The sequence below is a fragment of the Paucibacter sp. B51 genome, assembly GCF_027863535.1.
GTDB lineage: Bacteria > Pseudomonadota > Gammaproteobacteria > Burkholderiales > Burkholderiaceae_C > Paucibacter_A > Paucibacter_A aquatilis.
Genome location: NZ_JAPIVN010000001.1, coordinates 4,647,014 through 4,659,859, shown reverse-complemented (window position 1 = coordinate 4,659,859; position 12,846 = coordinate 4,647,014). Strand labels below are relative to the sequence as shown.

At 68.8% G+C, this 12,846-nt stretch carries 11 protein-coding genes; 6 read left to right on the top strand and 5 right to left on the bottom strand.

Annotation, left to right across the window (positions count from 1 at the left end; genetic code table 11):
* The first annotated feature begins 50 nt into the window (after window positions 1–50).
* Window positions 51–1,688 (top strand): L-aspartate oxidase, encoded by a 1,638-nt coding sequence (nadB, locus tag OOB33_RS19660; RefSeq protein WP_171825920.1) that lies wholly within the window; start codon window positions 51–53, stop codon window positions 1,686–1,688.
* An 8-nt stretch (window positions 1,689–1,696) separates the two neighbouring features.
* Window positions 1,697–2,449 carry a molybdate ABC transporter substrate-binding protein gene (gene modA, locus OOB33_RS19655; protein WP_271009876.1) on the top strand — a complete coding sequence of 251 codons (753 nt, stop codon included), beginning with the start codon at window positions 1,697–1,699 and terminating at the stop codon, window positions 2,447–2,449.
* An 18-nt stretch (window positions 2,450–2,467) separates the two neighbouring features.
* On the opposite strand, the gene OOB33_RS19650 is transcribed toward modA, so the two are convergent.
* The 4 genes from OOB33_RS19650 to OOB33_RS19635 form a co-directional block, all read right to left on the bottom strand.
* Window positions 2,468–2,758, bottom strand: coding sequence for a late competence development ComFB family protein (locus tag OOB33_RS19650; RefSeq protein ID WP_102767242.1), 291 nt, complete (start codon window positions 2,756–2,758; stop codon window positions 2,468–2,470).
* 124 nt (window positions 2,759–2,882) lie between these two features.
* Window positions 2,883–5,060, bottom strand: coding sequence for a TonB-dependent receptor domain-containing protein (locus OOB33_RS19645; protein WP_271009875.1), 2,178 nt, complete (start codon window positions 5,058–5,060; stop codon window positions 2,883–2,885).
* A gap of 171 nt (window positions 5,061–5,231) precedes the next feature.
* Window positions 5,232–6,362 carry a quinolinate synthase NadA gene (gene nadA / locus OOB33_RS19640; RefSeq protein ID WP_271009874.1) on the bottom strand — a complete coding sequence of 377 codons (1,131 nt, stop codon included), beginning with the start codon at window positions 6,360–6,362 and terminating at the stop codon, window positions 5,232–5,234.
* A gap of 75 nt (window positions 6,363–6,437) precedes the next feature.
* Window positions 6,438–7,280: an AraC family transcriptional regulator gene (locus OOB33_RS19635; RefSeq protein ID WP_271009873.1), complete on the bottom strand. Its 843-nt coding sequence runs from the start codon at window positions 7,278–7,280 to the stop codon at window positions 6,438–6,440.
* A 69-nt stretch (window positions 7,281–7,349) separates the two neighbouring features.
* Here OOB33_RS19635 and OOB33_RS19630 point away from each other — a divergent pair, with 69 nt between their 5' ends.
* The 3 genes from OOB33_RS19630 to OOB33_RS19620 all read left to right on the top strand — a co-directional run bounded on the left by OOB33_RS19630 (window position 7,350) and on the right by OOB33_RS19620 (window position 11,453).
* Window positions 7,350–8,621: an MFS transporter gene (locus OOB33_RS19630; protein ID WP_271009872.1), complete on the top strand. Its 1,272-nt coding sequence runs from the start codon at window positions 7,350–7,352 to the stop codon at window positions 8,619–8,621.
* Between the two features lie 166 nt (window positions 8,622–8,787).
* On the top strand, window positions 8,788–10,572 hold the full coding sequence (locus OOB33_RS19625; RefSeq protein ID WP_271009871.1) for a thiamine pyrophosphate-binding protein: 1,785 nt from the start codon (window positions 8,788–8,790) through the stop codon (window positions 10,570–10,572).
* Entirely contained in the window at window positions 10,569–11,453 is an 885-nt protein-coding gene (locus OOB33_RS19620) for a hypothetical protein (protein ID WP_271009870.1), read from the top strand. The genes OOB33_RS19625 and OOB33_RS19620 overlap by 4 nt, the downstream gene beginning before the upstream one ends.
* Before the next feature lie 24 nt (window positions 11,454–11,477).
* Here the strand turns inward: OOB33_RS19620 and OOB33_RS19615 are convergent, their stop codons facing one another.
* Entirely contained in the window at window positions 11,478–12,443 is a 966-nt protein-coding gene (locus tag OOB33_RS19615) for a hypothetical protein (RefSeq protein WP_271009869.1), read from the bottom strand.
* Between the two features lie 156 nt (window positions 12,444–12,599).
* Here OOB33_RS19615 and OOB33_RS19610 point away from each other — a divergent pair, with 156 nt between their 5' ends.
* A complete protein-coding gene (locus tag OOB33_RS19610; protein WP_102769514.1) occupies window positions 12,600–12,821 on the top strand; it encodes an RNA-binding S4 domain-containing protein in 222 nt (73 codons plus the stop codon).
* The last annotated feature ends 25 nt before the right edge of the window (window positions 12,822–12,846 follow it).

Below are 12,846 nucleotides of genomic sequence, written 5' to 3'. Positions count from 1 at the left end.
CGCTGATTTCTCAGCGCCCCGCCGAGACGGGGCGTTTTTCTTTCGATTTCATGACATCTGCCGCTATGCCGAATCCGGACACTTCGCTCCCCGTGGTCATCGTCGGCGCGGGTCTGGCCGGCCTGACCACTGCGCTCCACCTGGCCGACCGCGTGCCCGTGGTGGTGCTGGCCAAGCGCCAACTGGGCGAGGGCGCCACCGCCTGGGCGCAGGGCGGCATCGTCGGCGTGCTGGGCAGCGATGACAGCATCGACTCCCATGTGCGCGACACCCGCGACGCTGGCGCCGGCCTGGTGGACGAAGACACGGCCCGCTTCATCGCCGAGCGCAGCGCCAAGGCCGTCGAGTGGCTGGTCAATCAGGGCGTGCCCTTCACCGCCGACGAAGAAGGCCCGCTGGGCCTTCACCTCACCCGCGAAGGCGGCCATGCCGTGCGCCGCATCGCCCACGCGGCGGACGCCACTGGCAAGGCCATCCACGAGCAGCTGCTGGCCGCCGCTCAGGCTCACCCCAATATCGACCTGCGCGAGCGCTGGATGGCGCTGGACCTGATCACCTCGCGCCATGTGCAGCGCGAAGAAGAGCCGCGCTGCTACGGCATCTACGCGCTCAATATCGACAGCCAGCGTGTCGAGGCCCTGGCCGCGCGCGCCGTGGTGCTGGCCACCGGCGGCGCCGGCAAGGTCTACCGCTACACCACCAACCCCGACACCTCCACCGGCGATGGCATCGCCATGGCCTGGCGCGCCGGCTGCCGGGTGGCGAATATGGAGTTCATCCAGTTCCACCCGACCTGCCTCTACCACCCGCAAGAGCGCAGCTTCCTGATCACGGAAGCGCTGCGCGGCGAGGGCGGCCATCTGGTGCTGCCCGACCATGTTGGCGGCGGCCGCTTCATGGCCGCGCATGACGAGCGCATGGAGCTGGCGCCGCGCGATATCGTCGCCCGCGCGATTGACTTCGAGATGAAGAAGCATGGCGTCGATCATGTCTGGCTGGACGCCACCCACCTAGGCGAAGCCTTCTTGAAGGAACATTTCCCGACCGTGCATGCGCGCTGCCTGGCCCTGGGCATCGACATCGCGCGGCAGAAGATCCCGGTCGTGCCGGCCGTGCATTTCACCTGCGGCGGCGCCGTCACCGATCTGCAGGCCTGCTGTGATCTGCCCGGGCTCTATGCCGTGGGCGAAACCGCCTACACCGGCCTGCATGGCGCCAACCGCCTGGCCAGCAACTCGCTGCTGGAATGCGTGGTGCTAGGCCAGACCTGCGCCGAGCACATCCTCGGCCTGCCCGATCTGCCGCCCGCGCCCCTGCCGGCCTGGGACGAGAGCCAGGTCGAAGACGCCGACGAGCAGGTCGTCATCGCCCACAACTGGGACGAGATCCGCTTGCTGATGTGGAACTACGTCGGCATCGTGCGCACCACCAAGCGCCTGGAGCGGGCCCTCCACCGCATCCATCTGCTGCGCGCTGAGATTGACGATTACTACGCCAATTTCCGCGTCACCCGTGACCTGCTGGAGTTGCGCAATCTGGTCGATTGCGCCGAGCTGATCGTGCGCTCGGCACTCTTGCGCCACGAAAGCCGCGGCCTGCACTACAGCCGTGACTACCCGCGCACCCTGCCGGTCAGCTTTCCCACGGTGCTGGTGGCCGACCGCGGCCTGCGCACCACCAAGCGTTGAGCGCCATCATGCGGCGCCTTCGTGCATGGGCACTGGCCGGCTTGGGGTTGCTGAGCGGTGCGGCCCTGGCCGCCGATGTGACGGTGTCGGCGGCTGCCAGCCTCAGCAATGCCTTCAAGGAGCTGAGACCGGTTTTCGAGGCGCAGAACCGGGGTACCCGGCTGCTGTTCAACTTTGCCGCTTCGGATGCCTTGCTGGCCCAGATCAGCAAGGGCGCGCCGGTCGATGTGCTGGCCACGGCCGATCAGGAGACCATGGACCGGGCAGAGGTGCAAAAGCTCCTGCTGCCGGGCAGCCGTTTCAATTTCGTCAGCAATGAGCTGGTGCTGGTGACGCCGGCGGAGGGCGGGGCGGCTTTGATGAGCGGCCTGGCCGATCTGGCCCGGCCCGCCGTCAAGCGCGTGGCGCTGGGCAAGCCGGAGGGCGTGCCCGCAGGGCGTTATGCCAAGGCGGCCTTGGAGTCGGCCAAGCTCTGGGGCGTGGTGGAGCCCAAGGCCATCTACGCCATCCATGTCCGGCAGGCGCTGGACTATGTGGCGCGCGGCGAGGTGGATGCCGGATTTGTCTACGCCAGCGATGCCTTAGCGCAGAAGGGCAAGGTCCGGGTGCTGTTCACGGTGCCGACCGAAACGGCCATCCGCTACCCGGTTGCGGCCATTGCCGGCAGCAGCAAGGCCAGCGAGGCGCGCAAATTCATCGACCACCTGCTCTCTCCGGCCGGCCAGGCGGTGCTGGCGCGGCACGGCTTTCGCAAGCCCTGAACGGAGAGGCCGCGCCCCTCAGGCCTGCTGGCGCAGGGCGGTGCGGGCTTGCACGAAGTTGAAGGCGTAGTCGACCGCCTCTTCGATCGCGGCGTCGATCTCGCGGCGCTCGTTTTCGGTCAGGTAGAAGAGGAAATCCACCGCGTGGCGGATGTAGCGAGGCGGCAGGCGGTTCAGGGCCACGCAGGCCACGTCGCAGAGCAGGTCGCTGTCGGCCTCGATGCTGGGGTATTTGTGTGCCAGCGCCATCACGGCGGCCGTCACCTCGCGTTCGTGGTGGTTGTAAAGCGAGCTGAAATCTTGACTCATGGTGCAGGGGTCTCCGCGTTTCGCCGGCAGGGCGGCTTGATCCCTGCAACGATAAACGTTTTTACACGCCGGGCGTGGCAGAAAAAGCCGCGCCCGGCCGCTATTTCGCATCCTTGCCCGTGACTCAGATCTGCTGGCTGAAGCTCAGCTTCAGATTGCGTCCCGGCGCATAGACCGCCTCCGCCAGATAGGGCTGGTAGCTGCGGTTGAACAGGTTGTCGACACTCAGCTGCATCCGGCTGCCGGCCCAGCGGCCCCGGCCCTGCCATTGGGCGAACAGGCCGTGCACGGCATAGCCCTTGGCCGCAGGCAGGGCGTAGGGCACGATCTCGTCATCCGGCACCTGGGTCTGCGCGCCGACGAACTTGCCCTGCCAGCCCAGCGCCAGGCCGTGCGCTGGCCATTTGGCGCCCAGCACCAACACCGCCTTGGGCGCGCCGATGTCGATCAACGGCTGGTTCTTGGCCGACCAGGGGTCGCGGATCGAGCCCTGGTGCTCGCCGTCCATCCAGGCCAGCGAGGCCGTCATGAAGTAGCGGCGTTGCTCGTAATGCGCCTCCACATCCAGGCCCTCGCTGCGGTAGCCGGGCAGGTTGCGGTAGAAGGGCAGCTGCGCAGGCCGCACGCTGCCGGGCTCCACCATGACGCCGAAGCGCTTGTGGATGTTGTCGTGCACCAGATTGCGGAAGGCGGTGAAGGTCGCGGCCAGAGCATCGCCATCGCTGAGCCAGTCGGCCTGCTGGAACTTCAGCCCGCCGCGCAGGGCGGTGACCCGCTCCTTGCGCAGGCCGCGGCTGGTCGCCGGCGCGCTGGCCGCGGCCGACTGGACTTCGAACATCTCGTCGATCACCGGAGCCCGCCAGCTGCGGCCGGCATCGGCGAACCAGCTCGTCGCAGCGCTGGCCCGCCAGCTGGCAGCCAGGTGGTGGGACCAGCCGCTGTGCCAGGCGGCGCTGTAGTCATGGCCGGCCTTGGGATCGTTGTAGCGCGGTGCCAGATTGGGCTGGCCTTCGGTGCGCACCTGCTCGTAGCGCAGGCCGGGCTTCAGGCTGAAACGGCCCCAGCGCATCTCATCCTCCAGCCAGCCGGCGAGGCTGCGTTGCTGGCCGCTGGGCATGTAGTAGGGCTGCAGCCAGCCGTAGTTGTAGCTGGCGTCCTGCGTGCGGGTGTGCAGCAGCATCAGGGTGTCGCGCTGGTGGCGCTGCACTTGCAGGCCGGCGGCCAGCTCGTGCCCCAGCGCGCCGGTGGCAAAGCGGGCGGTGTTGCTCAGCTCGAACTGCTGGTCGCGGTAGCTGGCATGGCTTTGCTTGCCCAGGCTGGCGGCGAAATCGCTGCTGATGCTGTCGGGCCGCTGGTCGTCCTGCACGCTGGACGAGCGCGTCAGGCGCAGCTGCAGGTCCAGCAGCGGCTGTGCCGCCGGGGCGTACTGCCACTGCAGCGTCTGGCTGCTGTCGCGCTGATCGCGCCACAGGACCTTGCGCAGCCAGGCCTCGCGCTCGCCGTATTTGGCGATCTCGGCCGCTGTCGGCGCCGGCATCTCGTCGCGCTTGGCGGCAAAGGGCGACCAGGCCTGGCTGCGTCCCTCGATGGCGGACAGGGTCAGCTTGGCTTCGCCGATCGGCAGGCTCAGCTTGGCCAGGGCCGAGCGCGCATGGGTGTTGGAGAACTCGTACTCGCTGCCGTCGGCGCGCCGCTGGTTGCCCGAGTCGCGGGCGGTGACGGCGAGCAGGAACTGCCAGGGCAGGGCAGCCTCGTCCTCGGCCCGCGCGAACACGCTGGCCGAGCCCAGGCGCTGGCCGTCATTGCTGTGCCAGGCGAGCTTGGCCAGACCGCCCAGGCGCTGGCCGGGTTGCAGCAGGTCGGCCGCGTCCTTGCTCTCGATCTGCACGGTGCCGCCGAAGCCGCCGTTGCCGAAGCGCACCGAGTGCGCGCCCTTGTCGACGGTGATGCGCTTGATCAGCTCGGGCTCGATGAAGATGGAGCCCTGGCGGTATTTCTCGAAGCCTTTGTTGGCGCCGTCCAGCTGCACCCGGATGTCCTCGACATCGCTGAAGCCCCAGATATTGAGGCTCTGGCCACCGGGGCGGAAGCTGCCGTTCAGGTCGACGCCGGGCAGATTGTCCAGCAGCTGCTGCACCGTCAGCGCCTGCTGGCGCTCGATCTCGGCGCTGCTGATGCTGGTCTTGCCAGGGCTGATGCTGCGCACGCCGTAGACGGTGACCGGCGGCAGCTCCAGTTCGGCAGGGGTGCTGGCAGCGAAGGATTCGGGGATGGCCAGCAGCAAGGGGAGGAGAAGAGACAACGAGGGGGCGGGATGCAAGGACTTCACGAAAACTCAAATGAGAATTATTATCATTTGAGTATAAGGCAGTCCAGCAGCTCAGCCCTCAAGCCAAGCGGCCAATCTGCCAACGAACTGGAAGCGCGGCGGGCCCTAATGGCCGGCCGCTTGCGTGCCGCCGTCGCTGCCGAATCAGGCCGCGCCGATGCCGGGCACCAGGCTGCCAGCAGCGGGAACCGGCGCCTGGGCCCGCGCCTGGCGCACCTTGAGCGCGGCGGTGAAGTCCAGCATGCGGTCGATGCAACCCAGGGCCTCGACCCGGATCGCTTCTTCGATGTGGATCTCGCCCAGGCCCTGCTCCAGGCAGTCGACCAGGTTCTGCAAGCCGTTCATGGCCATCCAGGGGCAGTGTGCGCAGCTCTTGCAGGTGGCGCTGTTGCCGGCAGTGGGTGCTTCGATCAGGGTCTTGCCCGGCGCAAGTTGGCGCATGCGGTGCAGGATGCCGTTGTCGGTGGCGACGATGTACTCCTGCGCCGTGCCTTCGACCACGGCCTTGATCAGGGCCGAAGTCGAGCCCACCACATCGGCCTTGTCGACCACGCTCTTGGGCGACTCGGGGTGCACCAGCACCATGGCGCCGGGGTGCTGCTCGCGCAGCAGGTCCAGCTCCAGGCCCTTGAACTCGTCGTGGACGATGCAGGCGCCGTTCCACATCAGCATGTCGGCGCCGGTCTGCTCCTGGATGTAGCGGCCCAGGTGGCGGTCCGGGGCCCAGAGGATTTTCTGGCCCTTGGCATGCAGATCGGCCACGATCTCGAGCGCGCAGGAGCTGGTCACCATCCAGTCGGCGCGGGCCTTCACGGCGGCGCTGGTGTTGGCATAGACCACGACCTGGCGGTCCGGGTGGGCGTCGCAAAAGGCCGCGAATTCATCGGCCGGGCAGCCCAGATCGAGCGAGCAGGTGGCGTCCAGATCGGGCATGAGCACGCGCTTCTCGGGGCTCAGGATCTTGGCGCTTTCGCCCATGAAACGGACTCCGGCCACCACCAGGGTTTGGGCCGCATGGTCGCGGCCGAAGCGCGCCATCTCCAGCGAATCGGAGACGATGCCGCCGGTTTCCAGGGCCAGGTCTTGCAGGTCCCCATCGACGTAGTAATGGGCCACCAGCACGGCGTTGTGCTGGCGCAGCAGCTCAGCGGCGCGGGCCTTGAGTGCCTGTCTTTGGCTGGGGTTCAGGGGCGCGGGCACCTTGGCCCAGGCGTGGGCGGTGCAGCTGTCGCCCTGGGCGTCCTGGCGGGTGTAGTCGAAAAGTACCTGTGTCATGGGCGGAAATGGTAGCGCAGGCCCGATGGACAGCGGCTGCGCAGGGTGAAGGGCGCGGTGCGGAGGGTGCTTTGCTCAGGCCTCGGCAAAGAACTTGCTCGGCGGCATGCCCACGGTGCGGGTGACCATGGCGCTGAAGGCGCTGGCGCTGGCATAGCCCAGCTCAGCTGCGATCAGGCTCATGGGCCGCTTGCGGGCGGCCAGGCTCAGGGCCTGGGCCAGCAGCACCTGCTGGCGCCACTGGGCATAGCTGCTGCCCAGCTGTTCGCGAAACAGGCGTGAGACGGTGCGCTCGCTGGCGCCCACCTCGGCCGCCCAGTCGGCCAGGGCGGTGTGGCGCTGCGGCGCTTGCAGAATGGCTTCGCAGAGCCGGCGCAGGCGCGGGTCTTGCGGCAGGTCCACGCCCAGGCGCAAGGGCTTGGCCCGGCCCAGCTCGTCCAGCACCAGGCTGGCGATCCAGTGCTCGCGCTGGGCCTTCTGCGCCGCCAGCTCGGGCGGGCTCTCGCCGCCGCGGGCCAACTGCAGCACCAGCTCCCGCAAGAGCGGCGTCACTTCCAGCACCCGGGCCTGGGCCCAGGCCTCGGGCCGGCTGGAGGGTGGGGCGGCATGCAAGTAAAGCGTGCGCAGATCGGCGCGCTCGACGGCGGTGACCGCATGCTCGCGCAGCGGTGGGATCCAGACCGCCCGCCCGGGCGGCAGCAAAAAGGTGGCGTCCGGCGTGTTCACCCGCACGACGCCGCTGATGGAGAACACCAGCTGGCCCCAGTCGTGGTGGTGGGCGTGGATGTCCATCCAGCTTTCCATCTGCCGCGCCTTGGCCCGCACCGGGCGTGCGGCGCTGGGGGCGTAGCGCTGCGGGTCCAGCGGCGGCAGGCTGGTGCGGCCGGCGGCTCGCAAAGCAGGGGTGGATGGTCTCATGGCGGAAATTCAATACTCTTTGGCGAACTATCGTAACCCGGCCGGGGAAGGGCCGCCTACATTGAGGGCATGAATTCCTCTTCTGCAGTCCTGACCCCTCCAAGTTCCGCCGCCGGCCTGGCCCCCGAGCAGGCCGCGGCCGAGCTAAAGCGCCGTGACATTGCCACCATCAGCCTGATCGGCCTGGCCCATGGCACCTCGCATTTCTTCCACATGCTGTTGCCGCCGCTGTTCCCGGTCTTCATCCGCGACTTCGGCCTGAGCTACTCGCAGCTGGGCCTCTTGGTCACCACCTTCTTTGTGATCTCGGGCATCGGCCAGGCCCTGGCCGGCTTTGTGGTGGACCGTCGTGGCGCCCGCCCCATCCTGTTCGCCGCGCTGGCCTGCTTTGTGGCGGCCTCGGCCGCGGCCGGCCTGGCCCAGGGTTTTGGCGGCCTGCTGCTGGCGGCGGCGCTGGCGGGGCTGGGCAATTCGCCGTTTCATCCGGTGGACTTCACCATCCTCAACAAGCGGGTCTCACCGGCGCGCCTGGGCCATGCGTTTTCGGTGCATGGCATCTCGGGCAATATCGGTTGGGGCCTGGCGCCGCTGTTCGCGCTGGCCCTGAGCAGTTGGAGCGGCAACTGGCGCTACGCCTATCTGGGCACGGCCCTGCTTGGCCTGGTGGTGATCGCCGTGCTGGCCTGGAAGCGCGAGGCCATTGACGATGCCCACGGCAGCTGGGCGCATGAGAAGGCCGGCGCAGCCACCCTGGCGCCCGAGCATCCGCTGGCCTTTTTGCGCCTGCCCTCGGTCTGGCTGTGCTTCTCCTTCTTTCTCTTCACCACCGCCTCCTTGAGCGCCATCCAGAGCTTTGCCAGCCCGGCCTTGTCCGCGCTCTACGGCCTGCCGCTGGCGGCTACGGCCTTTGTGGTGACGGGCTATATGTTCTGCGGCGCCATCGGCATGGTGATCGGCGGCTTCTGGGTGGCCAAGGGCAGCTCGCTGGAGCGCAATATCGCCATCGCCCTGAGCATTGCTGCGGCCCTGCTGATCCTGGCTGCCAGCGGCTGGGTGGCGCCGGCCCTGGCGGGCTTCATCGTTGCCCTGGCCGGCTTCGGCACTGGCCTGGCCGGCCCCTCGCGCGACATGCTGATCAAGCGCGCCGCGCCGCCGGGCGCCACCGGCCGGGTCTACGGCACGGTGTACTCGGGCCTGGACATCGGTTTTGCCGCGGCCGCGCCGGTCTTCGGCGCCCTGCTCGACGGCGGCCACCCGGGCGCGGTGTTTGTGGGCGCGGCCCTGGCCCTGTTGTCGGCCCTGTCGGCGGCCAGCCTGGTGCGGCGCGGGCGCAAGGATTGAGGCGATGCTCAGGTCTTGATCTGACACAAAGGCACTTGAGCTTGCCGCTGCAATGGCGGGTAAGCCCAGAGGCGGGAGGCCTGGCGCGGCGTTTAAAGTGGGGCGCATGAGCTCCAGCCCCAGCCTCCCATCTTCCGCAGTCGCGCCCTCCGCGATAGCACCCCGCATGGCCGGCCATGCCCTGGTCGAAGCCCTGATCGCACAGGGCGTGGACACCGTCTTCGGTGTGCCTGGCGAGTCCTACCTGGCCGTGCTCGACGGCTTCCATGAGCACCGCGAGCACGGCATCCGTTTCATCGCCTGCCGCCAGGAGGGGGGGGCCGCCTTCATGGCCGAGGCGCAGGGCAAGCTGAGCGGCCGCCCCGGCATCTGCTTTGTCACCCGCGGCCCCGGTGCGACGAACGCCAGCATCGGCCTGCACACCGCCTTCCAGGACAGCACGCCGATGATTCTCTTCATCGGCCAGGTCGCCAGCGAACAGCGCGACCGTGAGGCCTTCCAGGAGCTGGACTACCGGCAGATGTTCGGCCCCGGCACCCTCGGTTTCGCCAAATGGGTGGGCGAGGTGCAAGACGCCGACCGCCTGCCCGAGTACGTGGCCCGCGCCTTCCACACCGCCTTGCAGGGCCGCCCCGGCCCGGTGGTGCTGGTGCTGCCCGAGGACATGCTGACCCAGATGACGGCCGCGCCGGTGCTGCCGCGCGTGCAGGCAGCGCAAAGCTACCCCAGCCCCGCCGCCCTGGCCGAGCTGCGCGATCGCCTGCTGGCCGCGCAACGCCCGCTGGTGATTGCCGGCGGCGGCGGCTGGACGGCCGAGAGCTGCGCCGCACTGCAGGCGTTCGCGGAGGGCTGGCAGCTGCCGGTCGGCTGCGCCTTCCGCTTCCAGGATTTGTTTGACAACGCGCATCCGCTCTATGCCGGCGATGTCGGCATCGCCATCAACCCCAAGCTGGCTCAGCGCATCCGTGAGGCCGATCTGGTCATCGCCCTGGGCCCGCGCCTGGGCGAGATGACCACCGGCGGCTACACCTTGCTGCAGGCGCCGCGCCCGGCCCAGACCTTGGTGCACATCCATGCCGGTGCCGAGGAGCTGGGCCGCGTCTATGCGGCGGACCAGATGATCAACGCCAGCATGAGCTGCGCCGCCCAGGCCCTGGCCTCGCTGCGGGCGCCCGAGTCGGTGGCCTGGGGTGCCTGGGCCCGGCAGGCGAACGCCGATTACCAAGGCAATCTGCTGCCGCAGGCCGTCAGCCCGCTGGACATGGCCGAGGTCGTCAAGACCCTGGGCCGGCGCCTGCCCGAGGGCACGGTCTTCACCAATGGCGCGGGCAATTACAGCGGCTGGCTGCACCGCTTCCACCGCTACACCGGTTTGCAGCGTTATGGCCGCAGCCAGCTGGCGCCGACCAGCGGCGCCATGGGTTATGGCTTGCCGGCAGCGGTGGCAGCGGCTTTGCTTCAACAGTCGCCACGCCCCCAAGCCGATGCAGGGCATCGGCTGCCCCCCGAGGGGGAGCCTCGGGCTTGGGACGGCCCGGCGCCCGAGGACCGCTGGGTCGTCAACATCGCCGGTGATGGCGACTTTCTGATGAACGGCCAGGAGCTGGCCACGGCCACGGGCTATGGCGCCCGCCGGCTGATCTGCGTGGTGGTCGACAACGGCACTTACGGCACCATCCGCATGCACCAGGAGCGCGAGTACCCGGGCCGGGTCTCGGGCAGCGATCTCTACAACCCCGATTTCGCCGCCCTGGCCCTGGCCTATGGCTGGCGCTCGGCGCGGGTGGAGCGCACCGAGGACTTCGAGCCCGCCCTGCAGGCCGCGATGGCGGCGCCCGAGCAGCCGACCCTGATCCATCTGCGCCTGTCCAGCGATGTCTCCACCAGCCGCAGCAGCTTGAGTGCCATTCGCATCGCCGCCGAGCAGCGCCTGGCCGCCTCGAAATCTTGAGCACGCCGATGTGGCTGACGCTGGAGCCCGGTGGCCGGCGTCAGGTGCACAGCGCGGCCGAGCTGGCGCAGGCGCTGGACAGTTGGAGCGCCCGCGAACCCGGCAGTTTTGTCGTGCTGGAAGCGCCCGCGGGACGCTGCCTGCAGGCGGCCGGCTGCACCGCGACGGGCTTTCAGCTGGAGCTGCTGGATGATGAGGCTGAGGATGCCGAGCAGCGCCTGCTGCGCACCGAGCGAGATGACCTCAGCCGGGCCGAGCTGCTGCGGCGTTTGCAGGGCTTCTGGGCCTGTGGCGGCGAGGGCCGGGATGCCAAGGCGCCCTGGCGCCGCGGTCGCCGCTGGCTGCCCGATGGCCATGCGCGTGGCGGGCGCCGCGAGGACGAGGCGCCGACCTGGTGGTGCGCCTTGCGCGCGCTCTTGATCCTCATGATCGTTCCCGGCTTGCTGATCCTGGTGGGTTGCTGGGAGTTGCGCGAGAACGAGCGCTTTCGCAGCCAGGCCCAGGCCTTGGACATGCGGGTGCTGGCGCGCGAAGAGCATGGCAGCGGGCGCAAGGCCTATGTGCAGCTGCGCTTGCGGCCTCGCGATGCAGAAGGCCTGGAGCAGGGCGGGGAGCAGGAGCGGGTTTACACCGTTGCGCGAGGTCGCTTCCCGTCTTGGGGCCAGCCGGGCGATGTGATTCGACTCTGGCAGCTGCAGGATGGCAGTGGCCGCCTGCTGGATTCCGAGCCCCATTCCTACCTGGTTTTTCTGATGGGCGTCCTCTTCGGCCTGGGTGTCCTGCACATCTGGCTGCGCGGCATCTATCGCGACTGGCGCAGGCGCGGGCAGCGGCCGCGCTGGAGCGGATTGCCACCGAGTCATGCGGCGGCGAGGGACTGAGGAGGACCGCGGCGCCGGCGAGCGTTAGCGGGCTGGCGAGTCTGAGGGCCGCTCAATGTCTTGCCGCAAGGCTTCGATCTGAAGGCCCAGGTTCTCACAAGGGGCCGTATCGCTGCTGCTCAGGGCGCCCCGCGGGATCTGCGCGTAGGCCTGGCTCAGCGCTTCCAAGCCCGGCTTGAGCAGGCGCGCCTGGCTGACTTGCTCGATCTGCTGATGCAGGTCCAGATAGGCCTGACGCGCGGCCTGCACGGCCTGCTGCGCATCAGGCTCGGGATGCTGGCGGGCCAGGCACTGGAAGGCGTTCAGCAGGTTCGGGTGGCTTTGCGCGTGGGTCTGGCGCAGCGTCTGCATGGCCTCTGCATCGCGGGCGCTGGCCTGAGCCGCTGCATTGCAGGCCTGGATGCGGGTGAGCACATGCTCTTGAAGCTGGGTCTGCACGCTCTTCTGGCGATTGAGGCCGTGCCTGAGCAAGACCAGCTCGCGCGGCCAGGCGCTCAGCGCGCGCTGTTCGGCTTGCGTGAAAGCGATGACGGGTGCGGGTACTGCCGCCTGGCCTGGCCGGGGTGGGCTCATGGTTTGTCGCAGTTCGGCCAGTTGCAGCTGCAGCGCCCTCTGGCCCAAGGTCGTGCCAAGAAAGCGGTCCAGGCCGCGCAATTCCTCGGGCTTGTAGGCCTGCGATGCCAGCTCGCCGGCGAAAGCCCGGAAGTTGTCCGGGCCCAGGGCTTTGAGGCAGATCGCAGCCTCCGCACCGGTGCCGGGTCGGGCGTGGAGGGCTCGCACCTCGGCCACGGCCTGGGTGACGGTCCAGAGCTGCAGGGCAATGGCCGTTTCGCTGCGTTCGCCGGCCGAGGCCGGCATGGGGGCCAACAGGCTCAGGGCCAGGCTCAGGCCGAGCAGCAGGCCGGACCTGGGGGCCTGCAACCCGTGAGCATGGGTGACATCCGAGGCGAAGGGGATGCCGGCCAAAGTCTGGCGAAAGGGTCGAATCATGGTTCGGCGGCGAAACTGCCGTGGGCTGGATCTGTGGATCTGAAGGCCCGGGCCACTGAACTGCAGGCCGAGCGCCGGAGGGGGGGCGTGGCGGAGTTTAGAGGGTGAGCGGCCGGGCCCGACAGGCAGCGCATGCCACTCTGGGACAATGCCGCCATGCAACACATCGATTTCGAATTGCGCGGCGAGTTCATCGAGCTGGACAAGCTGCTGAAGGCCAACGGTCTGGTGGAGAGTGGCGGGCGTGCCCGGGCCGTCATCAGCGAGGGCCATGTGCAGGTGGACGGGCGCGAGGAATTGCGCAAAACCGCCAAGATCCGCGCCGGCCAGGTGGTGCAGTACCAGGATGCGCGCATCAAGGTCTTGCCGCCGGCCTGAGTTTGTTCTTGGCCCTGTGGCGAAC

Bases quoted from the DNA above. Each gene is read 5' to 3' on its own strand.
- nadA (WP_271009874.1), bottom strand. From the start codon at position 6,362: ATGACACAGGTACTTTTCGACTACACCCGCCAGGACGCCCAGGGCGAC.
- modA (WP_271009876.1), top strand. From the start codon at position 1,697: ATGCGGCGCCTTCGTGCATGGGCACTGGCCGGCTTGGGGTTGCTGAGC.
- OOB33_RS19610 (WP_102769514.1), top strand. From the start codon at position 12,600: ATGCAACACATCGATTTCGAATTGCGCGGCGAGTTCATCGAGCTGGAC.
- OOB33_RS19635 (WP_271009873.1), bottom strand. From the start codon at position 7,280: ATGAGACCATCCACCCCTGCTTTGCGAGCCGCCGGCCGCACCAGCCTG.
- OOB33_RS19630 (WP_271009872.1), top strand. From the start codon at position 7,350: ATGAATTCCTCTTCTGCAGTCCTGACCCCTCCAAGTTCCGCCGCCGGC.
- OOB33_RS19625 (WP_271009871.1), top strand. From the start codon at position 8,788: ATGGCCGGCCATGCCCTGGTCGAAGCCCTGATCGCACAGGGCGTGGAC.
- OOB33_RS19650 (WP_102767242.1), bottom strand. From the start codon at position 2,758: ATGAGTCAAGATTTCAGCTCGCTTTACAACCACCACGAACGCGAGGTG.
- nadB (WP_171825920.1), top strand. From the start codon at position 51: ATGACATCTGCCGCTATGCCGAATCCGGACACTTCGCTCCCCGTGGTC.
- OOB33_RS19615 (WP_271009869.1), bottom strand. From the start codon at position 12,443: ATGATTCGACCCTTTCGCCAGACTTTGGCCGGCATCCCCTTCGCCTCG.